The organism is Aggregatibacter sp. oral taxon 458 str. W10330 (assembly GCF_000466335.1).
Lineage (GTDB): Bacteria > Pseudomonadota > Gammaproteobacteria > Enterobacterales > Pasteurellaceae > Aggregatibacter.
The window spans coordinates 12,027-38,343 of the sequence record NZ_KE952621.1 but is presented as its reverse complement, the minus strand read 5'-3'; the positions used below and the strand labels follow the sequence as shown (position 1 = coordinate 38,343).

Below are 26,317 nucleotides of genomic sequence, written 5' to 3'. Positions count from 1 at the left end.
TAAACTAGAAAAAATACCCTCAATAAGGTAACATAAACGCCAATTTTTTTCTGTATTTTTAAGGATTCTGAAGGTCAATATTATGTCGAATTCCAAGCGTAAAATTTTAGTCACTTGTGCCTTGCCGTATGCCAATGGCCCTATTCATTTAGGTCATATGTTGGAACATATTCAGGCGGACATTTGGGTGCGTTTTCAACGGATGCGTGGCAATGAAATTTATTTTGTGTGCGCCGATGACGCACACGGCACGCCAATCATGCTAAAAGCTGACCAAATGGGCATTACGCCGGAACAACTTATTGACGATGTACGCCACAAACATATGGCGGATTTTGCCGGTTTCAACATCAGTTTTGATAACTACCATTCCACACACAGCGAAGAAAATCGCGAGTTTTCAGAGTTTATTTATAACCGCTTAAAAGAAAACGGTTTTATTAAAAGTCGCACGATTTCCCAACTCTATGATCCGGAAAAAGGGATGTTCTTGCCCGATCGTTTTGTGAAAGGTACCTGCCCGAAATGTAAATCGCCGGATCAATATGGCGATAACTGCGAAGTGTGCGCGGCAACCTATAGCCCGACAGAACTCATTAACCCACGTTCTGTGGTATCCGGTGCAACGCCGGTCATGAAAGATTCCGAGCATTTCTTCTTTGATCTGCCAAGTTTTGAAGCCATGTTGAAAAACTGGTTGGGCTCCGGATCTTTGCAGCCGGAAGTGGTGAATAAAATGCAGGAATGGTTTGAAGCGGGTCTTCAACAATGGGATATTTCACGCGATGCGCCATATTTTGGTTTCCAAATTCCGAATACGGAAGGCAAATATTTCTACGTTTGGTTGGATGCGCCTATCGGTTACATGGCATCTTTCAAAAATCTGTGTAAACGTGAGAACCACATTGATTTCGACAGTTTCTGGCGCAAAGACAGCGATGCCGAGCTTTATCACTTTATTGGTAAAGATATCATGTATTTCCACAGCCTGTTCTGGCCTGCCATGTTAGAAGGTGCCGGTTTCCGTAAACCGAGCAATATTTTTGTGCACGGCTATGTGACGGTGAACGGCGAGAAAATGTCAAAATCCCGCGGTACATTCATTCAAGCGGCAACCTATTTGAAACACTTGGATCCGGAATGTTTACGTTATTACTACGCGGCGAAATTAAGTAACCGCATTGATGATTTGGATTTGAACTTAGAAGATTTCGTTCAGCGCGTGAACACGGATTTGGTGAATAAACTGGTGAATTTGGCGTCTCGTAACGCCGGTTTTATTCAAAAACGTTTTGACGGCAAGTTGGCGGCAACATTAGATGATCAGGCGTTATTTGATGAATTTATTGCACAATCGGAGCAAATTGCCACGTATTACGAAAATCGCGAATTTGGCAAAGCCATTCGTGAAATCATGGCATTAACCGATAAAGCCAACAAATATATCGACGATAAAGCTCCTTGGGTGATTGCGAAAGAAGAGGGCAAAGACGCGGAGTTGCAAGCGGTATGTTCCATGGGGATTCAATTATTCCGCGTACTGATGGGCTATTTGAAACCGGTGTTACCAAAACTGGCTGAACGTGCAGAAGCTTTCTTGCAAACAGAATTCACGTGGGCAAATTTAGCGCAGCCATTGTTAAATCATCAAATTGCACCGTTTAAAGCTTTGTTCTCCCGTTTGGATGGTAAGCAAATTGAAGCGATGATTGAGGCATCTAAAGCGGAAAACGCGCAAGTGAACGCATCGCCTGTCGCGAAAAGTGCGGTCAAAAATGCCAATGAATCTGCGAGCGCGATTGAGCCAATTGCAGAGACTATCACGATTGATGATTTTGCGAAGCTTGATATGCGAGTGGCGAAAGTGTTGAAATGCGAAGCCGTGCCGGAATCCAATAAATTATTGCGCTTTGAACTGGATTTGGGTGATCACACACGCCAAGTTTTTTCCGGAATTAAGGCGGCTTATGATAAACCGCAAGAACTGGAAGGTCGCTTTGTGATTATGGTGGCCAACCTTGCACCACGCAAAATGAAATTCGGTGTATCCGAAGGCATGATTTTAAGTGCGGGCACCGGCGGCGCGGATTTATTCCTGTTGTCAGCGGATGCCGGCGTGAAAGCGGGAATGCAGGTGAAGTAAGCATCATTCCACATTTGTCGGGACAGACTTTATGTCTGTCCGACAAGCCGATGATACGAATAGGACAGGCATAAAGCCTGTCCCCTACGGTTAAAGTTTGGGTTAAAGTTTGCGATCAAAGTGCGGTTGTTTTTCTGAGAGGATTTCTACTCGTACTCTTCCAACCACTTCAGCAAAATCGCTTCTAAAATTGTTTCGTTTGATTTTTGCGGATCATCGTCAAAATCGTCTAATTCACAAATCCAGCGGTGCAAATCGGTAAAACGAATGGTTTTGGGGTCAAGATCCGGATTGTTGTCATACAACGCTTCGGCAATGCGTTGGGCATCCGTCCATTTCATTAGTGCGCCGCCTCGTTTGCGTGGTTAATGTTGTATTTCGGGATTTCGACGACTAAGTCTTCATCACCAATAATACATTGGCAAGACAGTCTGCTGTCCATTTCTAAGCCCCAGGCTTTATCTAACATATCTTCTTCTTGATCGCTTGGTTCATTTAAAGAATCGCCTCCTTCACGCACCACCACATGGCATGTGGTGCAAGCGCAAGAGCCATCGCAAGCGTGGTGAATTTCTACGCCGGCGTTGTGGGCCACTTCAAGCAAATTATCGCCGGCAGCGGCATCAACGACCATGCCTTCCGGGCAAAATTCTTCATTGGGTAAAAAAATCACTTTTGGCATTTTAACATCCTTACTTTCCTACAATATCATCAACGGAGTGACCTGCTAATGCGGTGCGAATGGATTTATCCATACGACGGGCAGCAAATTCCTGCGTTGCTAAATCCAGCGCTTTGATGCCTTGTTTAATGGCAAGGGAATCATCCTGCTGTTTTAATTGTTCCAACGAAATAATCGCGTTTTTGACCGCACTTAATTCGTCGTCATCTAATAAATCATAATCCTGTGCCAGAGCCGAGCGTACGCTTTCCAGTACACGTTCCGCCTCTACGCGTTGTTCTGCCAATAAACGCGCTTGAATATCCTCTTTGGCATTTTCCATGGAGGCTTTCAGCATGTTGGCAATTTCATCGTCTGTTAAACCGTAAGACGGCTTCACCTGAATCGAGGATTGCACGCCGGTGGTTTTTTCCATGGCGGTGACGCTGAGTAACCCGTCGGCATCTACTTGGTAGGTGACGCGAATATGTGCAGCACCCGCCGCCATCGGTGGAATGCCGCGCAGCGTGAAGCGGGCGAGAGAGCGGCAATCGTTAACCAATTCCCGTTCGCCTTGTACGATATGCACCGACATTGCGGTTTGTCCGTCTTTGAACGTAGTGAATTCTTGCGCACGTGCGACAGGAATGGTGGTGTTGCGCGGAATGATTTTTTCCACTAAACCGCCCATGGTTTCGATGCCAAGGGAAAGCGGAATAACGTCCAATAACAATAGCTCGGAATCCGGTTTGTTGCCGGCGAGAATATCTGCTTGAATGGCTGCACCAAGAGCGACCACTTTATCGGGATCGATAGAGGTCAGTGGTTGTTTTTGGAAAAATTCACCTACTTGTTCGCGCACATAAGGCACTCGAGTAGAACCGCCCACCATCACCACTTCACGCACATCTTCCGCTTCTACGCCGGCATCTTTTAAGGCACGGCGACAAGCAAGTAAAGAACGTTTAACTAACGGTTGAATGAGTTCGTTAAATTGTTCTCGGCTGATGTTGCCAAGCCAATTGCGATACTGAATTTTAGCTTCCGTTACGTTAGTTAATTCCACTTTAACGTGATTAGCTAATTCAATCAGTTCGCGATATTGGCTGTCATTTTCCGGTTTTACGGTAGACTGTTCGATAATCCAATTAGCTAAGACCAAATCGAAATCATCACCGCCTAGCGCCGTGTCGCCGCCGGTCGCCAACACTTCAAACACGCCGCGGGAGAGGCGCAAAATGGAAATATCAAAGGTGCCACCGCCTAAATCATACACGGCAATCACGCCTTCTTGTCCGCTATCCAAGCCGTACGCAATGGCTGCCGCAGTCGGTTCGTTTAATAAACGCAGAACATTGAGCCCTGCCAATTTCGCCGCGTCTTTGGTACTTTGGCGTTGTGCATCATCAAAATAGGCAGGCACAGTAATTACTGCGCCGACAAGGTTTCCGCCCAAGCGTTGCTCACCAAGTGCGGTCAATTTTTTCAGTATTTCTGCGGAAATTTCAATCGGGCTACGTACACCTTGGTGTGTTGCTAATAAAGGCAAACCGTTTTCACTGGCGACAAATTGATAAGGCAAATTCGGATAACGTTGTTGAATATCCGCAAGACTGCGACCGATTAAACGTTTGACGGAAATCACCGTATTTTGCGGATCTTGCGTGGCAAGTTCGGCGGCTTCATAACCGACAATCACGTTGTCATCTTTGCCAAAATGCACAACAGAGGGCAATAACGGACGATTTTGTTCGTCCAATAAAACATCGCTGTGGCCGTTGCGTACGGTGGCAATCAGGGAGTTAGTGGTGCCGAGATCGATGCCCACGGCAAGTTTTTGTTGATGGGGTGCGGCACTTTGTCCCGGCTCTGCAATTTGAAGTAACGCCATGTTGTTTCTCGATATGCTTTACATTAAAAATCTAAAAGAGTCTCTTCAACTCGCTCAATTTCTGCTTGAAGTTTTTTGATAAAACGTAATTTGTCTGTGATTGCCCGTGCGATGTTCCATTGTTGCGCATCAAGTGCGGTGGATAATTCGCTTAAAATGGCATGACGGATTTGGTTAATTTCTTGGGTAAATGCAGTTAATTCATCCGTGTCTTTATGGTTTTCGATATTTTCTAAGGTTTCACGCCATTCCATTTGCTGCATCAGAAAATCAATATCGTTATTGCTTTTTTCTTCCGGATTTTCTGTTTCACCGGTATTTATCGCAATAATGCTGTCAGCACGCGTAATCGGATCTTTTAAAATGCGCAGCGCATCATTAATTTCTGCTGATTTTTGTATCGCAAGACGTTGTTCTTGTGCGGACGCAGCCGAAAAATTATCCGGATGAAGGGACTTCTGCAGGGCTAAATAACGTTCATTTAATAACGCGCTGTCCACTTGAAAAGCAACGGGTAAATCAAATAAAGCAAAGGGATTGTTCATCATCGTCTCAATTACACGTTAAAACTTTCACCACAACCGCATTCGTCTTTGACATTCGGGTTGGTGAATTTGAAGCCTTCATTTAGGCCTTCTTTGACAAAGTCTAATTGGGTGCCATCTAAATACACCAGGCTTTTGGTGTCTACGATCACTTTTACGCCGTGTTGCTCAAATACCTGATCGTCTTCGTTTAATGTATCCACGAATTCCAGCATATAAGACAAGCCGGAGCAGCCGGAGGTTTTGATCCCCAAACGTAAACCAATCCCTTTCCCGCGTTTTTCTAAAAATGTTCTGGCGCGATTTGCTGCGCTTTCGGTTAATGTGACTGACATATTTTATTTCTCCAAAATCAAATGCTACTTAAGGGGTTCGCGGTGTTATAAGTAGACGGAAGTAACACTCAGGATATCAAAATACTCTATTCGTCATTATCGTCTTTCCGGATTAAGGAAAAGACAAAGTGCGGTTCGTTTTCTCAGCATTTAAAAAATGCGTTGAAAACTGACCGCACTTTTATGACATTAAGAACCTTTTTTCGCTTTGTAATCGGCGATAGCGGCTTTAATGGCGTCTTCAGCCAAAATCGAGCAATGCACTTTTACCGGCGGTAATTCGAGTTCTTCGGCAATTTGGCTGTTTTTGATCGCGCCTGCTTCTTCTAAGGATTTACCTTTTACCCATTCGGTGATTAATGAGCTGGAGGCAATGGCGGAGCCGCAGCCGTAGGTTTTGAATTTGGCGTCTTCAATGATGCCTTCGTCATTTACACGAATTTGTAATTGCATCACGTCACCGCATGCCGGTGCGCCGACCATGCCGGTGCCGACGGCGCTGTCTTTTTTGTCCATAGAACCCACGTTACGTGGATTTTCATAATGATCGATCACTTTTTCGCTGTATGCCATTTTTTGTTCCTTTCCTAAAATAATGTACTTATTGGGCGATTTGCACCGCCCGTCAAATTAGTGGGCTGCCCACTCAATGGTGTTTAAGTCGATGCCTTCTTTGAACATGTCCCAAAGCGGAGATAATGCGCGTAATTTTTCCACTGCACTTTTCATTAAGCTGATGGTGTAGTCGATTTCTTCTTCAGTGGTGAAACGGCCTAAGGTGAAACGAATCGAGCTGTGTGCCAATTCATCATTGCGGCCTAACGCACGTAACACATAAGACGGTTCTAGGCTTGCAGAGGTACAAGCGGAACCGGAAGAAACCGCGATGTCGCGTAATGCCATCATTAAGGATTCACCTTCTACATAGTTGAAACTGATGTTGAGGTTGTTGGCAACACGGTGTTCCATGGAGCCGTTAACGTAGGTTTCTTCGATATCTTTTAAACCGTTGTATAAACGATCGCGAAGGGCTTTAATGCGTGGAATTTCTGTTGCCATTTCTTCTTTTGCGATGCGGTAGGCTTCACCCATACCAACGATTTGATGAACAGGTAAGGTCCCGGAACGCATACCGCGCTCATGACCGCCGCCGTGAATAATGGCTTCTAAGCGGATACGTGGTTTACGGCGAACATATAACGCACCGATCCCTTTTGGTCCGTATAATTTGTGGCTGGACATCGACATTAAATCCACCGGTAATTCGGCAAGGTTAATCTCCACTTTGCCCACACTTTGGGTGGCATCTACATGGAAAATGGTTTTATTCGCACGGCATAATTCGCCGATAGCTTGAATATCCTGAATCACGCCGATTTCATTGTTCACGTGCATGATAGACGCCAAAATAGTATCCGGACGCAATGCCGCTTTGAATTTTTCTAAATCGATTAAGCCATCGGATTCCGGTTCTAAATAGGTGACTTCAAAGCCTTCACGTTCTAATTGGCGGCAAGTGTCCAACACCGCTTTGTGTTCGGTTTTGCAAGTGATAATGTGCTTGCCTTTGGTTTGATAAAAATGCGCCGCACCTTTGATTGCCAAGTTGTCTGATTCTGTTGCACCGGAAGTGAATACAATTTCACGGGAATCCGCACCAATGAGGTCGGCAATTTGATTACGTGCAATATCAACGGCTTCTTCTGCTTGCCAGCCGAATTTATGGGAACGCGATGCCGGGTTGCCGAAAACGCCATCGATGGTTAGGTATTCCATCATTTTTTTCGCGACGCGTTCGTCCACCGGACAAGTCGCCGCATAATCCAAATAAATAGGTAATTTCATTATTCACTCCTAAATAGTTTTATTTTAAACCGCACTTCTAGCTATGTTGTGGGGTATTTGTAATCACGAGTAGATTTTCAAAATCCTCGTGTTTATGATGACGAACATTTTGTTTCTCTTTATGTTGAGACACCAATTCCGCCAAAGTAATTTCATTGAGAAAATCGGCAATGCGTTGGCTAAGTTTGTCCCATAATTTGTGTGTAAGACATTCGCTTCCATTTTGGCAATTACCTTTCCCTAGGCATTTGGTGGTATCGATATTTTCATTAACAGCAGCGATGATCATGCCGATGGAAATTTCATCGGGCGCATAACCCAATTTATAACCACCGCCCGGGCCGCGTACGCTTTTAACTAAATGATTGCGACGTAGCTTAGCGAATAATTGTTCTAAGTAAGAAAGAGAAATGTTTTGGCGCTCGGAAATATCAGATAAACTTACGGGCCCATCATTGGCATGAATGGCAATATCGAGAATTGCGGTGACTGCATAACGACCTTTTGAGGTTAATTTCATCTTTTATGTTCCTAAATAATAAACTAAACAAAGAAATCTTACATTGTTGACTTTTACAGTCAACTATTATTCTTTTACGATTTAAGCTTTTTTCTCACCGCACTTAGCATTCCAAGCAGAATATTGAGCTCTGTTTTTTCCAACTCGGCACGACCGTATAAACGGCGGAGTTTTTGCATAACCCCTTGATTTTGAATAAAGCCAAGGGATTGATAAAGCTGCTCCGTATGATGATAAAAATATTCCAGCTCCTGCATCAATGGATAAATATCGGCATTGACGGATATGGCTTTCGCTTCTGTCGTGGTGGCTAAATAAGCCATGCGTATTTCATAACTGATCAATTGCACTGCCATAGCAAGATTAAGCGACGCATAATCAGGATTGGCAGGGATAGTGACGTGATAGTGGCACTTGAGCAATTCTTCATTGGTCAACCCCACACGTTCACGCCCAAAGACAATCGCAACTTTTCCGTTTATTGCATGGTGAATGGCTTTTTCGCCACATTCGCGCGGCTCAATGAGTGAGTTTTGCAAATGACGTAATCTTGCGCTGGTACCAATCACTAAAGAACAATCGGCAACGGCTTCAGAAAAGGTGTTGACGACAACCGCACTTTTCACGACATCTTCCGCACCGGCAGCCAGCGCGATCGCTTGATCGTCTATGCCTTGTTTCGGTGCCACCAACACCAAATCGGTTAATCCCATTGTTTTCATCGCCCGCGCTGCAGAGCCGATATTGCCACTGTGCGAGGTTTCAATTAAAACAATTCGAATATTTTTTAACATGATGTTTATTGTATGACTGAAAACGGCGCGTATTTTAGCATAATACCCTTTGTTTTTAGTCAACAATTCTAAAAATTTTTCTGATAGCTATTTTCTTTTAAATCTCTTATAATTTCACGCCTAAATTGTTCTTTAAAATCCGGTGGAATCTATGAATCCTATGTTAAATATCGCGATTCGTGCAGCACGAAAAGCAGGCAATATTATTGCAAAAAATTATGAGCGTCGTGACGACATCATCACGATGGAAAAAGGTAAAAACGATTATGTGACTAATGTCGATAAAGCTTCGGAAGAAGCCATTATTGAGATCATCAAAAAATCTTACCCTAACCACACCATCATCACTGAAGAAAGCGGTGCGTTAGAGGGCAGTGATAACGATGTTCAATGGGTGATTGATCCGCTGGATGGCACCACAAACTTTGTAAAAGGTTTGCCTCATTTCTCCGTTTCTATTGCTATTCGTGTTAAAGGCCGCACCGAAGTGGGCGTGGTTTACGATCCTATCCGTAATGAATTATTCACTGCCGTGCGCGGTGAAGGCGCAAAATTAAATGACCTGCGTTTACGCGTGGAAAATAAGCGTGATTTATCCGGCGCTGTACTTGCCACCGGTTTTCCGTTTAAACAAGCTAAATATATGCCAATGCAATTTCGCATGATGGAAAGTCTTATTCAAGAGGTGGCAGATTTCCGTCGCACCGGTTCTGCGGCGTTAGATCTTTGCTATGTGGCAGCCGGTCGTGTTGACGGCTATTTTGAATATGGCATTAAAGCTTGGGATGTGGCAGCTGGCGATTTAATCGTTCGTGAAGCTGGCGGTATCGTGACTGACTACAATGCAGGTCATAGTTACTTAAAAGCCGGTCATATTGTTGCCGCCGCACCACGCGTGTTAAAAGAAATGTTAAATAAAATTCAGCCTTGCTTAGCCGAAGATTTAAAATAAGAAGAAAATCGACCGCACTTTCCACCCAAAGTGCGGTCGTTTTTTTTATGTTCCGTGCGTGATTTGGTCGTGCATCAAGATGCACGCTACGCATAAAATCGATAAAAATCCCACCTGAATTACCTTGCGTTTTAGGGCTAAAGGCGTATTATAGCCGTCTAGATGTAAATCCCTCTAAACATCTTTGCGTTTGTTATTACACAGAATTATTCTGGAGAAGAGTATGAGTCAATATTTATTTACGTCCGAGTCCGTTTCTGAAGGGCATCCGGATAAAATCGCCGATCAAATTTCTGATGCGGTATTAGATGAAATCATTAAACAAGATCCGAAAGCCCGTGTTGCCTGCGAAACCTATGTGAAAACCGGGATGGCATTAGTGGGCGGTGAAATCACCACCTCTGCTTGGGTTGATATTGAAAACTTAGCGCGTGAAGTGATTTGCGATATTGGCTACACCAGCTCTGAAATGGGCTTTGATGGTCGTTCTTGCGCGGTATTAAATGCGATTGGCAAACAATCTGCCGACATCAACCAAGGCGTGGATCGTGAAAGTCCATTAGATCAAGGTGCAGGCGACCAAGGCATTATGTTTGGTTATGCCACCAATGAAACCGATGTGTTCATGCCGGCCGCTATCACTTATGCACACCGTTTAATGGAACGCCAAGCACAAGTGCGTAAAAGCGGCAAATTAGATTGGTTGCGCCCCGATGCTAAAAGCCAATTAACCTTTAAATATGAAGATAACAACATTGTCGGCATTGATGCCGTGGTGCTTTCCACCCAACACGCTGAAACCATCAGCCAAAAAGACTTGCACGAAGGCGTGATGGAAGAAATCATCAAACCGGTATTGCCGGCGCAATGGTTATCCAAAGATACCAAATATTTCATCAACCCAACCGGTCGTTTTGTGATTGGTGGCCCGATGGGGGACTGTGGTTTAACGGGTCGTAAAATTATTGTCGATACTTACGGCGGTGCAGCACGTCATGGTGGCGGTGCATTCTCCGGTAAAGACCCATCGAAAGTTGACCGCTCTGCTGCTTATGCTGCCCGTTATGTGGCGAAAAACATTGTTGCAGCCGGTCTTGCCGATCGTTGTGAAATCCAACTTTCCTATGCGATTGGTGTGGCTGAACCGACATCCATCATGATCGAAACTTTCGGCACAGGCAAAGTGGCCAATGAATTGTTGGTCAATTTAGTGCGTGAATTCTTTGATTTACGTCCGTACGGTTTAATCAAAATGTTAGATTTAATCCAACCGATTTATCGCCAAACAGCGGCTTATGGTCACTTTGGTCGCGAACAATTCCCTTGGGAAAAAATCGATCGCGCAGCAGACTTACGTGCTGCGGCAGGATTAAAATAATCCTCCTGTGAAAATAAAAATCCTAACGTGCGTTTGCTCGTTAGGATTTTTTTGAATCGTAGCGTGCAACTTGTTGCACAAAATCGTGAATGCCTGAAAGAGGGAAATAACGTTCCGTGCGTGGTTCTTTCGTGCAACAAGTTGCACGCTACATGGAATTACGCTCGGGATGTGTCGGTCGTGCATCAAGATGCACGCTACGCACGAAATTGTGAACGCCTGAAAGGGTTAAATAACGTTCAGTGCGTGGTTTGGTCGTGCAACAAGTTGCACGCTACGCACGAGATTGTGAATTACGCATCGAGATTAATCATTCGTGCAACAAGTTGCACGCTACGAGGGGAAATAATCCGCCTATAATAAAAATCCTAACGCGCGTTTGCTCGTTAGGATTCTTTTTAGTGGTGGCGCTCAATCACAATAAAATGAGGTGCCATTCATTTGTTTTTGTTGATTAGTGGTTACATCCACAGCCACAACCATGGCTTTCATGCGCTTCTTCATGGTGCTCATGATCATGATGGTGGTGATGACCGCCACAACCGCAGCCATGGCCTTCTTCATCGCTGTCATGACCGCCGCAGCAACCGCCTTCTTGGTGTAAATGGCCGTGTGCGATTTCTTCCAATGTTGCTTCGCGTGTATCGATGACTTCTACCGTGAAATGTAACTCTTGACCGGCTAACATATGGTTACCATCGACGACAACATCCTTGTCACCCACTTCCGTAATGACCACAGGCAACGGTCCCATATCGGTGTCGGCAATAAAGCGCATGCCTACCGCCAGATCATCTACACCAACGAACACATCTTTCGGCACGCGTTGTACCATGTTTTCGTTGTATTCACCGTAGCCTTCTTCCGGTTTTACACGAACTTCAAATTTGTCACCTACCGATTTGCCTTCCAAGGCATTTTCTAAACCGATCACAAGGTTATTATGACCTTGTAAATATTGTAACGGTTGATTTGCCGGTGCTTCATCCACTAACACACCGTCTTCAGTACGAACTTGATAAGCGATACTTACCACCACATTTTTTGCAACTTTCATTGTTTACCTCATTTGTTGAAAGGAAGATTTCTACGGCAATCTTTACCGTAAAAAACATTGTCATTCTATAAAAAATCGCTTTCGGGAAAAAGAGATTAGTTGAATAACTTAATTTGTGCGCTCACTGTCGCTTTTAATTCCGCCTTACTGTGGCTATCTAAGTTAACTTCATCTGCATTTTCTGAAGCGAATGCGCTCGCTTTAGCCAGTGGCATCATGCGACCTTCAAAATAGGGAAGTTCATTTCGGCTATCCAAATTTAAATTGAGAATTTCATAGCCTTTTGCATTGAGTGAAGTTTGGATTAATTGGGCTTTATGTTGGAATTGCGCTAAAGCACTTTTCATCATTTCATCTTCAAATTTAGCCGTAGCTTCTTTGGAGAGTTTTTGCATCACATCGGCAATGGCGAAGGTGTCATTGAGGTCAGAAATCACTTGAGACAGTGCCACAAAATCCTTGCTTTCTAAGACTAAATCGGCACGCTCAACCCAGCCGGCTTGTTTGCCTTTGTCATCGTAACGTACTTGTGTGTTACGGGCATTTTTCTTAATTTCTACCGCACTTTGTTTTTTAATCACGTCTAAGGCGGCATTGACTTTTTCATTGATGGTTTGGTTTAAGGCTTTTAAGCTTTTATTTTCTTCTTTGATGAAAAGTGTCACGGCCATTACATCATAATCCACTTCTTTGGACACTTCTGTTCCAAAAGAAATGACATTTTTGCTCGTTTCATCGACAGATTGGGGTTCTGCGTGAGCGGTTAACGCAAGGCTTAAAGGCAAGAGTAATAAAGTGAACGATTTTAATTTCATGCGACTCTCCTACATAACGTGTGGTGGATATAAAGTGCGGTGGATTTTCCGGATGTTTTAATGCTTAATGAACGCTTCTTCGTCATCATCTAAGTCATCTTCATCATCAAAAAACTCGCCATCATCGCCGTATTCATCTTCTTCTGCATTCGGATCTTCAAAATACGTGCCCCAACCGTCATAGTTGCCTTTATATTTTTCTAACAATGGCAATAATTCTTTTTGTTGCGCATCAATGATTTCCGGTTTCAATTCCACTTCGCTGATAATATCGCAACAGAATACCACGTTGCCATTTTCTTCTTCAAACTCTTCCGCTTCGGACACTTCATAGCCGGCTTTAAACGCCTCCATGGCAATTTTTTCTAATTTATCGAAATCATCGTGAGAAATATGATGTTCAATAATATACAGCGCATTCGGATCGCTGCCGTCATTTAATAAATCAGTAATAATGTCTCGGGTTTCGGCTTTTAATTCATCTAAATGACTCATAGGGATTCCTTGCTAAAAAAGGGAAAGGGTTAATGCAGATATGATACAGGAATAAAAAGAAAAATTTTCTCACGAGGAGAAGATTTTGATGTGATGTCTCTTATTTTTTCAACAAGTCGCGAATTTCGGTTAAGAGTTTTTCTTCCGCTGTCGGTTCTTTGACTTTTTCTGCCGGTTTTTTCAGTTTATTTAACGCCTTAATCATCATAAAAATCGCAAACGCAATGATGATAAAATCAAATACGTTTTGAATAAAGACACCATAGTTTAATGTCACTGCCGGAATATCACCAGCAGCTTCCGCCAAAGTGAGTTTAAGGTCTTTAAAATCAACCCCACCAGTTAAAATACCTAATACCGGCATAAAAACATCTGACACCAATGAACTGACGATTTTGCCGAATGCACCACCGATGATCACACCGACAGCCATATCAACGACGTTACCGCGCATAGCAAATTCGCGGAACTCTTTAATAAAACTCATAGCAATCTCCTCATAGTCATGAAAATACGTAGGGCTATTCTCCCTACGGGTTGAAAAGGCGCACATTATAGGCAGTTTATGCCCGAAGCACAATTTTTTCTTGTTTAAATAAAGAACGCACTCGGTTGGAATAATTTCTCCACATCAGAAATGTATTTTTTCTCACTTAAATACACGATGACATGATCGCCCTCTTGAATCAGCGTTTGGCTGTTGCCGATAATCACATCATTGTCACGCAAAATAGCACCGATTAAGGTCCCGGTCGGCAGTTTCAGCGATCCTATTTCACGGCCAATGACATTGGAGGTGTTTTCATCGCCATGAACCACAATTTCTAATGCCTCTGCTAAACCATGGCGTAAAGACACGACGTTTGCCACATCTCCTTTGCGGACATGACCTAACAAGGCTGAAATCGTGGCTTGCTGTGGCGAAATGGCAATATCAATGGTACCGCCTTGAATCAAATTGATATAGGCCATACGCTGAATTAATACCATCGCTTTCTTCGCACCAAGACGCTTGGCAAGCAACGCCGACATAATATTCGCTTCATCGTCACTTGAAAGGGAAAGGAACACGTCAATGTTTTCAATATGTTCTTCAAATAATAGGTTTTGATCGGAGGCATCTCCGTGAAACACTAAGGTTTTTGACAATTTTTCTGCCAGCGCAGTTGCCCGTTCGGCATTCCGTTCAATGAGTTTCACCGAGCAATGGGCTTCCAGTTGTTTGGCGACGCCGGCACCGATATTCCCACCACTGACAATCATTACGCGCTTATAGGGTTTTTCGAGGCGTTGCAGTTCACTCATGACCGCTTTAATGTGTACGGTGGCACAAATAAAGGTAACTTCATCGCCGGCTTCAATGATTGTTGAGCCCTGTGGGCGAATGACTTTATCTTGGCGCAAAATCGATACGATACGACAATCAATGTGCGGCAAATGTTCTTTTAGTGTGGAAATGGAATACCCCACCAACGGCCCACCGTAATAGGCTTTCACCACAACCAAACTGATCTTATCTTTCGCAAGATACGCCACCTGTAATGCACCGGGATAGCTAATTAAACGGACAATATCCTGCGTGACCAAATTTTCCGGAGAAATAATGTGATCAATCGGAAAGGCATCGGTAGAAAATAATTTTTCTTTTTCTTTCAAGTACTCACTGTTACGAATACGGGCAATTTTGGTGGGCGTATTAAATAAGGTATAGGCAATTTGGCAGGCAACCATGTTAATTTCGTCAGAACTGGTTACGGCAATTAATAAATCTGCGTCGGGCGCACCGGCATCACGCAAAATTTTAGGCGAGGAGGCGAGGCCTTGCATGACGCGTAAATCATGTTTGTCCTGTAAATGTTCTAAATTCAACGACTCATCGTCAACCAGCGTGATGTCATTATCTTCGCTCACTAAATTCGTTGCCAAGGTCGAACCCACTTGTCCGGCGCCTAAAATAATTATCTTCATTTGATTCTCTCCATGGCTAACGTTAGCCCTGACGTTTTACCAATTTCGCATAATAAAAGCCATCGCCACCGTCAATTTGTGGAATAAACTGAAAACCGACCGCACTTTGATTGTGCGCCAGCACATCAGGCGGCAGATCTAGTGCCGCCAATTGTGCGTCCGGCGTCTTTTGCAAAAAGCGCTCAATTTGCTGCGCATTTTCTTCCGCAAGCACAGAACAAGTGGCATATAACAACACCCCGTTGGGTTTTAAATAATGCCACAATGCATCCAAAATCTGCCCTTGCAAAGCGACTAACTGCTCGATATCAGCCTCTTTACGCAACCATTTAATATCAGGATGACGGCGAATTACCCCGGTGGCAGAACAAGGTGCATCTAATAAAATGCGGTCAAAACGCACCGCACTTTTACCCAATTTATCTAGCCATGCTTGTGGATTCGCTGCGTCGCCACACACGATAGTCGCCTGTTGCTGCATGCGTGCTAAATTTTCTTTCACCCGTTGTAAACGGTTTTCTTCCACATCCAACGCCATCACATCAGCCTGCGGCGCCAATTCTAAAATATGGGTGGTTTTGCCGCCCGGTGCCGCACAGGCATCTAAAATAACCTCATGATTTTGTGGCTGTAATAATAACGCAGCCCATTGCGCATGAAGATCTTGGACTGTCACACCACCTTCGGCAAACAACGGTAAATTTTGCACGGCTGTCGGCTGAGTTAACCCCAGTGCCTGCGGATGAGACGTCACCTGCGTTTCCATCTGCTGCGCTGCTAATAAAGTGCGGTAAGTTTCCAAGCTGTTTTTTTGTGTATTCACCCGCAACCACATGGGTGGCTTTTGATTATTGGCATCAATGATCTCGCGCCAGTTCGGATGAACCTTTTTCAGTTTATTCACAAACCAATCGGGATGCAGCGTTTGCCAATGTTTATCCACAATCGCAAGAATATCCTCTTGTTCACGCAAAAATCGACGCAGCACCCCATTCACCAAACCACGAAAACTGTCAGATTTTAAGGATTTTGTCGCATTCACCACTTCATCTACCGCAGCATGCGCAGGGATTCGCAGATAAAGCAGCTGATATAAACCGACCAATAACAAACAATGCACAATGCGTGTTTTACCTTTAAGCGGCTTATCCACAAGGCATTTGATGATTTGTTCCAAACGAGGCAAGACGCGACATACACCAAAACAGATTTCTTGCAATAACGGCAAATCTTGCGCTTTCACCGAAGATTGTGCTTCCGGTATCAAGGTGGACAAGGATTTCCCTTCATCTAACACTTGTAAAATCACTTTCGCCGCTATCGCTCGCGTCGAAAGTGCGGTGGTTTTGGGAGGCGTTTTTTTAGAGGAGCGTTGATTTTCCATTAGGCAAGCACCTTACCTACTTGGAACCAATCAGCCCGTCCGTTTAATAAATCCTGCACCGACATCGGTTTCTTGCCTGCCGGTTGTAATTGCAATAAATTCAATACACCATCCGCTGTCGCAATTTGAATACCCTGTTTATCGGCGGCTAAAATCGTCCCCGGCGTGTTATTTACATGGGGCAACACGGTTGCCTGATACACTTTCAGCGTTTGCGGGTTATTCTGTCCATCCATTAATTCCAAATAAGCCATCGGCCAAGGATTAAAGGCGCGAATGTTGCGTTCCAGTTGTGCTGCCGATAGCTGCCAATTTAACTTGGCTTCTTCTTTGGAAAGTTTGTCGGCATAATTACTTTGGGTGTCATCTTGTTTTTCCGCAGTGAATTTACCGTTTCCTAAATGATCCAATACCTCAATTAATGCCGGTGGCGCAAGTTCTGCCAATTTGTTGTAAAGACTGGCGGAGGTTTCTGTCGGCAAAATCTCACAAGAGACTTTGTGCAACATATCGCCCGTGTCCAAACCGGCATCCATTTGCATAATCGTGACACCGGTCTGTGTATCACCTGCCCAAATTGATCGTTGAATCGGTGCAGCACCACGCCAACGGGGCAACAAAGAACCATGTACGTTTAAGCAACCATAAGTCGGCATATCCAAAACGGCTTGAGGTAAAATCAAGCCATAAGCTACCACAACCATCACATCCGCATTTAATGCACGCAATTCAGCTTGGGCTTCCGGCTTTCGCAAGGATTTCGGTTGATAGACAGGAATTTGATGTTGCTCGGCGAGTTGTTTCACTGGGCTGGCTTGCAATTTTTTACCCCGTCCGGCAGGTTTATCCGGCTGAGTGTAAACGGCAATAACGTTATGGGAAGAATTGAGCAAAGCGTGTAAATGCTGTGCAGCAAAGTCCGGCGTGCCGGCAAAGAGAATATTGAGTGGTTTCATCATGTTCTACGTTATGGTCAGTGTGATTTTACCGTTTGCGGTGCGAATGCTGTGGTGCAGATCTTTTCCTGCAACACGGGGCATACGACAGTGCTTCTTGAATGTCAATTATTATGCAACAAGGGCAGGCATAAAAAAAGTGCGGTTAATTTTAACCGCACTTTGATGTGGTTGCGTAAATAGCGGAACTTACGCTTCGCCTAATAATTTTAAGTCGCGATTTCTCACCTGTGTTTTCAGAATCTCTAAGAATTCTTCCACCGTGAATGTACCGAGATCTTGACCTTTACGGGTACGCACCGCCACTTTGCCGGCTTCGATTTCCTTATCACCACAAACCAGCATATAAGGCACGCGGCGTAAGGTGTGTTCGCGGATTTTGAAACCGACTTTTTCGTTACGCAAATCGGTTTTCACGCGTAAACCTGCATCGGATAGCTTTTTCGCGACTTCTTGCACGTACTCAGATTGAGAGTCAGTGATGTTCATCACAACCGCTTGCGTTGGCGCTAACCATGCAGGGAAGAAACCTGCATATTCTTCGGTGATGATACCGATGAAACGTTCGATAGAACCTAAAATCGCACGGTGAATCATAACAGGCGTACGGCGATCATTATCTTCCGCCACATAAGAGGCGTTTAAACGCCCCGGTAGCGCAAAGTCTAATTGGATTGTACCGCACTGCCATTCACGATCTAAGCAGTCGCGTAAAGCAAATTCAATTTTCGGACCGTAGAACGCGCCTTCGCCTTCTTGAATTTCATATTCAAGACCATTGTGTTTTAACGCATTCGCCAAACCTTCTTCCGCGCGATCCCACATATCATCGGCACCGATACGTTTTTCCGGACGGGTTGAAAGTTTAACGAAGATATTGGTAAAGCCAAAGGTGCTGTAAATATCGTAAACCATGCGAATACAGCTCGTCACTTCGCTTTCAATTTGCTCTTCGGTACAGAAAATATGGGCGTCGTCCTGAGTGAAACCGCGTACACGCATTAAACCGTGTAAAGAACCGGAAGGCTCATTACGGTGGCAAGAACCGAATTCCGCCATACGAATCGGTAAATCGCGATAAGATTTTAACCCTTGGTTAAAGATTTGAACGTGTCCCGGGCAGTTCATCGGTTTGATGGCGTATTCACGGTTTTCCGATTGTGTGGTAAACATCAAATCGCCGTAGTTTTGCCAGTGACCGGTTTTTTCCCACAGCACGCGGTCCATCATGAACGGACCTTTCACTTCTTGATAATCGTATTGTTTTAATTTGGTACGTACGAAGGTTTCCAATTCGCGGAAAATGGTCCAGCCATCGTTGTGCCAGAACACCATGCCCGGCGCTTCTTCTTGCATGTGGTATAAATCAAGCGCTTTACCGATTTTACGGTGGTCACGTTTCGCCGCTTCTTCCAAACGTTGCAAATAGGCATCCAGTTGTTTTTTATCTGCCCACGCAGTACCGTAAATACGCTGCAACATTTTGTTTTTGCTATCGCCGCGCCAGTAGGCACCGGCAATTTTTTGTAATTTGAAATGATGGCAGAAACGCATATTCGGTACATGCGGGCCACGACACATATCAACATATTCTTGGTGATGATAAAGCGCAGGCGTAGCGGTACGTTCAATGTTTTCATCTAGAATCGCCATTTTGTACGGCTCGCCACGTTTTTCAAACGTATCTCTTGCTTCTTGCCAACTGACCGGCGTTTTAATCACGTCGTAATTGGTTTTCGCCAATTCCAACATGCGTTTTTCAAGGGCATCAACATCTTCTTGGGTTAAAGAGCGGTCTAAATCCACGTCATAATAGAAACCGTTGTCAATCGTCGGGCCGATGGCCATTTTGACATTTGGGAACAATTGTTTAATCGCATGACCGAGCAAGTGCGCCGTGGAGTGGCGGATAATTTCTAAGCCGTCTTCATCTTTGGCGGTAATAATTTCAAGTGAGCTATCTTCGGTAATCAGATCGCAGGCATCTTTACGCTCACCGTTAACACGACCGGCAATGGTCGCTTTGGCAAGACCTGCGCCAATATTTTGCGCAACTTCTAATACGGTAACTGGTTTATCGAATTGACGTTGTGAACCGTCAGGTAAAGTAATAATAGGCATACATTTTCCTTATACAGTGGTCACCCATACGCAAGGCAACTTGTTTCATTTCATTAAAAAACATTTTAAAAAAGCACCGCACTTTTATCATCCTTACAAGCGGACAAATCAAGTGCGGTGCGAAATTCTAGCATATTTTAAAATGACAACCAAATGTCCAAATTTTGACTTGAGTCACAGTAATTTTTTCCTAATCTTTTACACTATCCCTATGATTAACTAGCAAAAGGAACAAGGTATGTGGAAGTCTATTTCTCAAGTCTTAGCTGATCAATTTGGTGCTTATTATTCCATTAAAAGCAAAACCAAAATTCACACCGGTGAAATGCATGAATCTTGGATTATTGATGATGGCATTCAACCTGTTTTTGTGAAAATGAATGAAAAATCCTACCGCTCTATGTTCCGTGCCGAAGCAGATCAGTTAATCATGTTGGCTAAAACCAATACCGTTCGTGTGCCGGAAGTCTATGGTGTCGGTTGTTCGCAAAATCACAGTTTTCTGTTGTTAGAAGGATTAGCAATGCAGCCGAATACGCTACAAAATATGGCAGAATTTGGCGAGCAACTGGCACACTTGCACCAATATCAAGGTTCGGAAAATTACGGTTTATCTTTTGATACCTGGCTCGGGCCGCAATATCAACCGAATGAATGGGGTTCCCATTGGGCGAAATTCTTCAGTGAACAACGCATTGGTTGGCAATTGCAACTCTGCGCAGAGAAAAATCTGCATTTCGGGGATAACGAAAAAATCATTAAAGCCGTTGCTACATTATTGGCAAAACATCAGCCAAAACCCTCGCTTTTACATGGCAACTTGTGGATTGAAAACTGCGCCAACATTGACGGCCATACTGTGACCTATGATCCCGCATGCTATTGGGGCGATCGGGAATGTGATTTAGCCTTTTCCGAATTATTCGAGCCGTTCCCACAGGAATTCTATGAAAATTACCACCGCACTTTCCCGTTAGAAGAAGGTTATCACGCGCGGAAAATCATTTATCAGCTTTATCATTTGCTTAACTTCAGTAGCCGTTTTCATGGCAACTATGTGGCACTGGCCAATAAGCTTGTGCATGATGTGTTACAACGCTATGAGGCGCTTGAAAGAAAAATTTGAAGAATTAAGAGGAAAGGCAAGATTAAGAAAAACGAAAAAGAAAGGGCAGATTAAATTGCCCTTTCTATGGAATAGCTTGATGTCAATATGACAATGCGTACTTAGTACAAGTACGCTGGATCGCGATGTCCGCTTTGAACACCTTTCAATGTTGGCATTGCGCCTGAGGAGGTGTTGAAAGAGGTAATTTCAACGCGACGGTTAGGGTGTAAACAACGAATTAATTCTTGACCTTTTTCACTGTTACACGCTTTCACTTGGTGCGCTTTACCGTAACCGATAGCCGTAATTGGAAGCGCGATACCACGTTCGATTAAACGTGATTTAACACGTTCTGCACGACGTTGGGAAAGATCCAAGTTATAAGATTCAGAACCTAAACGGTCAGTATAACCAGCGACTCTTACTTCTTTCGCTGGAGACGATCTTAATTGCATTGCCACGTTATCTACTACGGATTTGCCTTGTTCGGTTAAGGTATCTTTATCGAAGTCAAACAAGAAATCAGCCGTTAAAGAAAATGTGGAGTTGCCATTACAACCGTTTGGATACCAGAAGAAGCTTTGGGCATCCATGTTTTTGTCAAATAAGATCTTGTATTGGCAGATTTTATGCTCACCGTTTTCACGATAGTGAAATACATAATCCCATTCACGAACAGCAAATAAGCCTTCGCTAAAATGAGGTACGCCGATGAGGTTATAAATTTGGTCTTTGTTCATACCTCTTTCGATCATACGAACATTATCCCAATTCGGCCATGAACCGAGTTGTGTGCCATCGTGGTTAAACTTAGATTTTTCAATCTTCGGCCACACTAACTCTGTTCCCTCAACAGGTGTCCCTTCTTTGGATACTTTGCTGAGGTTACCGCAACCAACCAACGTCGTGACTGCGATAGCTGAAAGTAAAAAATGTGATAATTTCATTTAATTTACCTTATAGGTTAGTGAAATGATTTATGTGTAAGTTTTGGTTAAAAGCGACCCATATTAGCAAACTTTTCTTATCCATGTAAAACAAAAAACAGGAAAATTCCACAGATTTACACAAAATTGGCATAAATACGTTGACAAATCCAACAAACTCAATAAGTTAATTGGGCTGTTAATGTTCTGTGAAACAAGCGTAGAATTTGTTTTACATGAATGTGTGTTTATTGTTTTTTATTAAGTTTAACAATAGGTTACCCGCACTTTCTTCCGCTTGCTTGCCGAGGATTTGTAAGAAAGGTTTTTTCACAGCGTAATGCAATGCAACAACGTGTTTTTCTTTTATTGCCTGCAATAACAAATCATCGCTTGTCATAATGTCATCCACCAGTTTTAATTGCAACGCCTGCTGCCCAAACCAATGTTCTCCTGTTGCCACACGATCCACGTCTAAGTGCGGTCGATGTTGAGCGACAAATTGTTTGAACAGTTGATGGGTTTCGTCTAATTCTTGTTGGAATTTTTGTTTTCCCTTTTCTGTATTTTCTCCCAGTATCGTCACCGTGCGTTTATATTCACCCGCGGTCATGACATCTACGTCCACATCATGTTTTTTCAGTAAACGATGAACGTTTGGCACCTGTGCCACCACGCCGATTGAGCCGATAATCGCAAAGGGAGCAGAAACAATTTTATCAGCAACACAGGCCATCATATAACCGCCACTCGCCGCCACTTTATCTACCGCGACCGTGAGTTTAATGTCATGCTGTTTTAAACGTGCCAACTGTGAGGCAGCTAAGCCATAGCCATGCACCATGCCGCCCGGGCTTTCTAAACATAACAAGACCTCATCATCAGACTTTGCAGTTTGAATAATGGCACTGATTTCCTCTCTTAACGCCATGGTTTCGCTGGCGGCAATATCCCCTTTAAAATTCAACACATAAAGTGTTGGTTTTTGTTCAGCTGGTGTTGCTCCGCCTTTTTTGCGCTGTGCTTTCAAGGCTTTTGCTTTCATTTTTTCCGCTTTCTTTTCGGCTTTTTCTGCGGCTTTGAGTTCGTCATTGGTAAAATGAAATTCACGCAATGCCTTGCCGGTTTCTTCAAGGGTTTTGGACAAATCCGTGATAATCAATTCCCCGGGTTGTGTGTGTTTTTTCTGTTTAATTGAAATGACCGTTGTTACCACGGCGACAACCATCAAAAGCAACGTAATCACTTCTAAAATAAATACGCCATAGCCAATAAAAATCTCTGACCACATTATTTTTTCCTTATATTAACGAGTGAAATTCATATTAAATTATAACCGCACTTTTTCGCCGCCGAAGTCGTGCAAGAGGTTTTCAGTGAGCTGACTGAGTAAACCGGTCATCAGCACAAAATCGGCATCAAAACGCTGGGCATAATCTTCTTTTAAAATATCGTCATTTTTTTCCCGAACGGCACCGGCAAATTTGAGACGCTTTAAGCTACAGTCTTCGTTTAACACGAAACTGAGGCGATCTTCCCATTCCAATGCCAGCTTCGTCACGTAGCGGGAATGGACGAGAGTGAGGATGTCTTCGCTATCCAGCGCGTGTTGTTTACAACGAATAACCCCATTGTTGACATCGCGTAACTCGGCTTCTTCCAATGGCACTAGCCATTCCGGCACCTGCCCTTGCGCAATCCATTCTTGCATCACCAATCCCGGCTCGTTGGCAAACGTTAACGGCACAACCGGCAGCGACCCTAAGGATTTACGCAACAATGCCAACGTCTCTTCTGCACGTTTAGCGGACGCTGCATCAACATAAATAAGCTGGTTTTCCGCATCAATCCACAAGGCAGTTTGTTGATATTTACTAAAAGCGCGCGGCAAGAGCGTGGCAATGACATCGTCTTTTAAGGTTTGTTTTTCCACTTTTTTTAACTTGCGGTTTTCTGCCTGTTCGATTTTTTCTACGCGCGCCTCCAATTCACGTTTAATGACGTGTGCCGGCAACATTTTTTCTTCTTTTTGAGCAAGCAATAAAATCTGTTTTCCCACAGCAAAATACAGGGATTCACTGCCTTTCAACGGCGTTGACCAACCAAACTTAAGGATGTCCGATTGTGCGCAAGGCTGATAGCGGTGTTGTTCAAGCTGTGGCGCAAGGGTGTCGATTGACCAATCTAACGGTTTGGTGATTCGATAAATCAGGGCATTTTTAAACCACATGATGAGAGTCCTATAATCATTACATCAACAGGGCAGGATGAAAAAAGTGCGGTTAAAAATCACCGCACTTTGGGAGGTTACTATGCTTTTTGTTTTTCGCGTTGTTTTTTCAATTTAACAAGCTTTTCTTTAATTCGTTGGCGTTTGAGCGGAGAAAGATAATCCACAAACAAAATGCCGTTGAGATGATCGATTTCATGTTGAATACAAATCGCCAATAAGCCGTCAGCTTCCAGCGTAAATTCATGACCATTGCGATCGAGCGCTTTAACGGTGACTTTTTCTTTGCGAGGAATTAACGCACGAAAGCCAGGAATCGACAAACACCCTTCTTCAATACCGGTTTCCCCTTCGGATGCCAAAATTTCCGGATTGATGAATACCAACTGATTTTGTTTATCGCCCTCAATATCAATGGTAATAATGCGCTGCAAAATATCCACTTGCGGTGCGGCTAAACCTATGCCTTCTTCCTGATACATGGTGTCGAACATATCATCAATAATGTTGCGTGTCTCATCATTCACATCCACAACGGGATCACACACCACTTTCAGGTGATCTTCTGGGTAAATTAATACATTAAGTGCGGTCATAACTTCTCTTTTAAGGGTTAATAGGTGCGGTATTGTAGCGTTTTTTTCTTGAAATGCCTATGAACAAAAAAAGAGCCAAGGCATTTACTTGGCTCAAATCACTCGGCTGTTTTATTAATAATAAGAATGTTCGCCACGTTGGTGTTCGGTAACGTCTTTTGCGCCCTTGAGTTCGTTCGGGAAGAGGCTGATTAATTGTTTTTCCACGCCGTCTTTCAACGTCACATCTACCATGGAACAACCGTTACAACCGCCGCCGAATTGTAGAATCGCATAGCCGTCATCGGTGATTTCCAATAAGGTAATTTTACCACCGTGGCTGGCTAATTGCGGATTAATTTGGGTTTGAATCACATATTCTACGCGTTCGATTAACGGCGCATCGTCTGCCACTTTGCGCATTTTGGCATTTGGCGCTTTTAAGGTGAGTTGTGCGCCTAATTCTTCCGTCACATAATCAATTTCGGCATCTTCTAAAAACGGTAGGCTAATGTCATCCACAAAGGCAGAAAAAGTGTCGTATTTCATTTCGGTATCGCTTGCTTCCACCGAATTGGGTGGGCAGTAAGACACACCGCACTCGGCACTTGGCGTACCCGGGTTGACGACGAAAATACGAATATTGGTGCCTTCTTCCTGCTGATCTAATAAACGGCGGAAATGTGCTTGTGCTTCCGCTGAAATAGTAATTTGTTGCATAACGCCCCCACAATAAAACCTAATTAAATTTGTCGGATATGATACGCTTCATGCGGTTTTTTTTCCACCTTTTGGTGTAATAAAAATGCCTTATCATGCGTTTTATGTTCGCGCCAGCCCCCACACTTGAATATGTGTTACATTGGCTTTGCGTAATAACTTGGCGATTTCGTTTAACGTAGAACCGGTGGTGATCACATCGTCAATTAATGCCACATGGCGATACGGAAAATGCCGGCGTTTGGCGGAAAGTTGGAAGGCATTTTTCAAGTTTTTTCGCCGATCTTTGGCGCTCAAGCCCCGTTGGGTCGGTGTGCGTTTGGTGCGAATTAACACATCATTAACACAAGGAATGTGTAACCACTTAGCCAGTTGGCGCGCCAAGAGATCGGCTTGATTATACCCTCGTTGCCACTGTCGAAAATGGTGTAGCGGTACCGGCAGAATCACCTCAGGCAGCATTAATCCATGCGTACGACGGGCATTGCGAATAGCTAAATATAATAAACGTGCCAGCGTGCGATCCAGCCAAAATTGCCGTTGAAATTTAAACCGATGAATTAGCGTGGAAAGTGGTTCGTTATAACGCCCGATGATGACCATGCGATCCCACGCCGGTTCCTGTTGTAAACAGTTGCCGCAGTGCAAGGCGTTTTCCCTCAGTTCCGCACCGCAACAACCGCAATAAGGAAAACGCCGAATCGTTCGATTACAACGGCTACATAAGCCGTGTTTGGCAAGTTTCAGTGGCGTGTGGCAATGCACACAGCAGGATTGAAAAAGGTTCATAAAAACGACCGCACTTGATTGAGAGAAAACAGATTCATCATAAAGTGTGGTGTGTTTTTTCGGGGTTTTTGGGCGCAATTTTAGGATCTCCCTCGCAAAAATGCTAAAA

The 26,317-nt window shown here is 43.9% G+C and carries 27 protein-coding genes; 4 read left to right on the top strand and 23 right to left on the bottom strand.

Annotation, left to right across the window (positions count from 1 at the left end; all coding sequences use genetic code 11):
* Positions 1-82 precede the first annotated feature (82 nt).
* Positions 83-2,143, top strand: a complete 2,061-nt coding sequence (gene metG, locus HMPREF9065_RS01370; protein ID WP_033002738.1) for a methionine--tRNA ligase — start codon at positions 83-85, stop codon at positions 2,141-2,143.
* A gap of 146 nt (positions 2,144-2,289) precedes the next feature.
* Here metG and iscX read toward each other — a convergent pair whose 3' ends face one another.
* The 9 genes from iscX to trmJ all read right to left on the bottom strand — a co-directional run bounded on the left by iscX (position 2,290) and on the right by trmJ (position 8,734).
* Positions 2,290-2,484: a Fe-S cluster assembly protein IscX gene (iscX, locus tag HMPREF9065_RS01375; RefSeq protein ID WP_021616857.1), complete on the bottom strand. Its 195-nt coding sequence runs from the start codon at positions 2,482-2,484 to the stop codon at positions 2,290-2,292.
* Complete coding sequence (gene fdx, locus HMPREF9065_RS01380; RefSeq protein ID WP_021616856.1) at positions 2,484-2,825, bottom strand: ISC system 2Fe-2S type ferredoxin; 342 nt, start codon at positions 2,823-2,825, stop codon at positions 2,484-2,486. The genes iscX and fdx overlap by 1 nt, the downstream gene beginning before the upstream one ends.
* 10 nt (positions 2,826-2,835) lie before the next feature.
* A complete protein-coding gene (gene hscA / locus HMPREF9065_RS01385) occupies positions 2,836-4,695 on the bottom strand; it encodes a Fe-S protein assembly chaperone HscA (RefSeq protein ID WP_021616855.1) in 1,860 nt (619 codons plus the stop codon).
* Between the two features lie 23 nt (positions 4,696-4,718).
* The gene (gene hscB, locus HMPREF9065_RS01390; protein WP_033002737.1) at positions 4,719-5,240 is read right to left on the bottom strand and encodes a Fe-S protein assembly co-chaperone HscB; all 522 of its coding nucleotides are present in this window, start codon (positions 5,238-5,240) and stop codon (positions 4,719-4,721) included.
* An 11-nt stretch (positions 5,241-5,251) separates the two neighbouring features.
* Positions 5,252-5,575, bottom strand: a complete 324-nt coding sequence (iscA, locus tag HMPREF9065_RS01395) for an iron-sulfur cluster assembly protein IscA (protein WP_021616853.1) — start codon at positions 5,573-5,575, stop codon at positions 5,252-5,254.
* A gap of 189 nt (positions 5,576-5,764) precedes the next feature.
* Positions 5,765-6,148 (bottom strand): Fe-S cluster assembly scaffold IscU, encoded by a 384-nt coding sequence (iscU, locus tag HMPREF9065_RS01400; RefSeq protein ID WP_021616852.1) that lies wholly within the window; start codon positions 6,146-6,148, stop codon positions 5,765-5,767.
* Positions 6,149-6,205: 57 nt separating this feature from the next.
* A complete protein-coding gene (locus HMPREF9065_RS01405) occupies positions 6,206-7,420 on the bottom strand; it encodes an IscS subfamily cysteine desulfurase (protein ID WP_021616851.1) in 1,215 nt (404 codons plus the stop codon).
* A 37-nt stretch (positions 7,421-7,457) separates the two neighbouring features.
* Positions 7,458-7,940, bottom strand: coding sequence for a Fe-S cluster assembly transcriptional regulator IscR (gene iscR, locus HMPREF9065_RS01410; RefSeq protein ID WP_021616850.1), 483 nt, complete (start codon positions 7,938-7,940; stop codon positions 7,458-7,460).
* Between the two features lie 74 nt (positions 7,941-8,014).
* Positions 8,015-8,734: a tRNA (cytosine(32)/uridine(32)-2'-O)-methyltransferase TrmJ gene (gene trmJ, locus HMPREF9065_RS01415; protein WP_021616849.1), complete on the bottom strand. Its 720-nt coding sequence runs from the start codon at positions 8,732-8,734 to the stop codon at positions 8,015-8,017.
* A gap of 151 nt (positions 8,735-8,885) precedes the next feature.
* Here trmJ and suhB point away from each other — a divergent pair, with 151 nt between their 5' ends.
* Both suhB and metK read left to right on the top strand, forming a co-directional pair.
* On the top strand, positions 8,886-9,686 hold the full coding sequence (gene suhB / locus HMPREF9065_RS01420) for an inositol-1-monophosphatase (RefSeq protein WP_021616848.1): 801 nt from the start codon (positions 8,886-8,888) through the stop codon (positions 9,684-9,686).
* A gap of 223 nt (positions 9,687-9,909) precedes the next feature.
* On the top strand, positions 9,910-11,064 hold the full coding sequence (gene metK, locus HMPREF9065_RS01425) for a methionine adenosyltransferase (protein ID WP_021616847.1): 1,155 nt from the start codon (positions 9,910-9,912) through the stop codon (positions 11,062-11,064).
* Between the two features lie 454 nt (positions 11,065-11,518).
* On the opposite strand, the gene slyD is transcribed toward metK, so the two are convergent.
* The 8 genes from slyD to thrS form a co-directional block, all read right to left on the bottom strand.
* Entirely contained in the window at positions 11,519-12,121 is a 603-nt protein-coding gene (slyD, locus tag HMPREF9065_RS01430) for a peptidylprolyl isomerase (RefSeq protein ID WP_021616845.1), read from the bottom strand.
* A gap of 95 nt (positions 12,122-12,216) precedes the next feature.
* Positions 12,217-12,936, bottom strand: a complete 720-nt coding sequence (locus HMPREF9065_RS01435) for an SIMPL domain-containing protein (protein WP_021616844.1) — start codon at positions 12,934-12,936, stop codon at positions 12,217-12,219.
* Between the two features lie 57 nt (positions 12,937-12,993).
* Positions 12,994-13,431 carry a ribonuclease E inhibitor RraB gene (rraB, locus tag HMPREF9065_RS01440; protein WP_021616843.1) on the bottom strand — a complete coding sequence of 146 codons (438 nt, stop codon included), beginning with the start codon at positions 13,429-13,431 and terminating at the stop codon, positions 12,994-12,996.
* A 100-nt stretch (positions 13,432-13,531) separates the two neighbouring features.
* A complete protein-coding gene (mscL, locus tag HMPREF9065_RS01445; protein ID WP_033002736.1) occupies positions 13,532-13,918 on the bottom strand; it encodes a large-conductance mechanosensitive channel protein MscL in 387 nt (128 codons plus the stop codon).
* A gap of 104 nt (positions 13,919-14,022) precedes the next feature.
* Positions 14,023-15,399 (bottom strand): Trk system potassium transporter TrkA, encoded by a 1,377-nt coding sequence (trkA, locus tag HMPREF9065_RS01450; protein WP_021616841.1) that lies wholly within the window; start codon positions 15,397-15,399, stop codon positions 14,023-14,025.
* A 22-nt stretch (positions 15,400-15,421) separates the two neighbouring features.
* Complete coding sequence (gene rsmB, locus HMPREF9065_RS01455) at positions 15,422-16,783, bottom strand: 16S rRNA (cytosine(967)-C(5))-methyltransferase RsmB (protein WP_021616840.1); 1,362 nt, start codon at positions 16,781-16,783, stop codon at positions 15,422-15,424.
* Complete coding sequence (fmt, locus tag HMPREF9065_RS01460; protein ID WP_033002735.1) at positions 16,783-17,739, bottom strand: methionyl-tRNA formyltransferase; 957 nt, start codon at positions 17,737-17,739, stop codon at positions 16,783-16,785. The genes rsmB and fmt overlap by 1 nt, the downstream gene beginning before the upstream one ends.
* 189 nt (positions 17,740-17,928) lie before the next feature.
* On the bottom strand, positions 17,929-19,860 hold the full coding sequence (thrS, locus tag HMPREF9065_RS01465; protein WP_021616837.1) for a threonine--tRNA ligase: 1,932 nt from the start codon (positions 19,858-19,860) through the stop codon (positions 17,929-17,931).
* Positions 19,861-20,098: 238 nt separating this feature from the next.
* Between thrS and HMPREF9065_RS01470 the strand changes: the two genes are divergently transcribed.
* Complete coding sequence (locus HMPREF9065_RS01470; RefSeq protein WP_021616836.1) at positions 20,099-20,986, top strand: fructosamine kinase family protein; 888 nt, start codon at positions 20,099-20,101, stop codon at positions 20,984-20,986.
* A gap of 101 nt (positions 20,987-21,087) precedes the next feature.
* Here HMPREF9065_RS01470 and HMPREF9065_RS01475 read toward each other — a convergent pair whose 3' ends face one another.
* From HMPREF9065_RS01475 to HMPREF9065_RS0109580, 6 genes are all read right to left on the bottom strand, one after another.
* Complete coding sequence (locus HMPREF9065_RS01475) at positions 21,088-21,915, bottom strand: OmpA family protein (protein ID WP_021616835.1); 828 nt, start codon at positions 21,913-21,915, stop codon at positions 21,088-21,090.
* A 211-nt stretch (positions 21,916-22,126) separates the two neighbouring features.
* Positions 22,127-23,185 carry a protease SohB gene (sohB, locus tag HMPREF9065_RS01480; protein WP_021616834.1) on the bottom strand — a complete coding sequence of 353 codons (1,059 nt, stop codon included), beginning with the start codon at positions 23,183-23,185 and terminating at the stop codon, positions 22,127-22,129.
* Positions 23,186-23,224: 39 nt separating this feature from the next.
* Positions 23,225-24,127 carry a recombination-associated protein RdgC gene (gene rdgC, locus HMPREF9065_RS01485; protein WP_033002734.1) on the bottom strand — a complete coding sequence of 301 codons (903 nt, stop codon included), beginning with the start codon at positions 24,125-24,127 and terminating at the stop codon, positions 23,225-23,227.
* Between the two features lie 77 nt (positions 24,128-24,204).
* Entirely contained in the window at positions 24,205-24,720 is a 516-nt protein-coding gene (gene def, locus HMPREF9065_RS01490; protein WP_021616832.1) for a peptide deformylase, read from the bottom strand.
* 114 nt (positions 24,721-24,834) lie between these two features.
* Positions 24,835-25,419 (bottom strand): Fe-S biogenesis protein NfuA, encoded by a 585-nt coding sequence (gene nfuA / locus HMPREF9065_RS01495; protein ID WP_021616831.1) that lies wholly within the window; start codon positions 25,417-25,419, stop codon positions 24,835-24,837.
* Between the two features lie 102 nt (positions 25,420-25,521).
* Positions 25,522-26,208 (bottom strand): DNA utilization protein GntX, encoded by a 687-nt coding sequence (locus HMPREF9065_RS0109580; protein WP_033002741.1) that lies wholly within the window; start codon positions 26,206-26,208, stop codon positions 25,522-25,524.
* Positions 26,209-26,317: the final 109 nt, after the last annotated feature.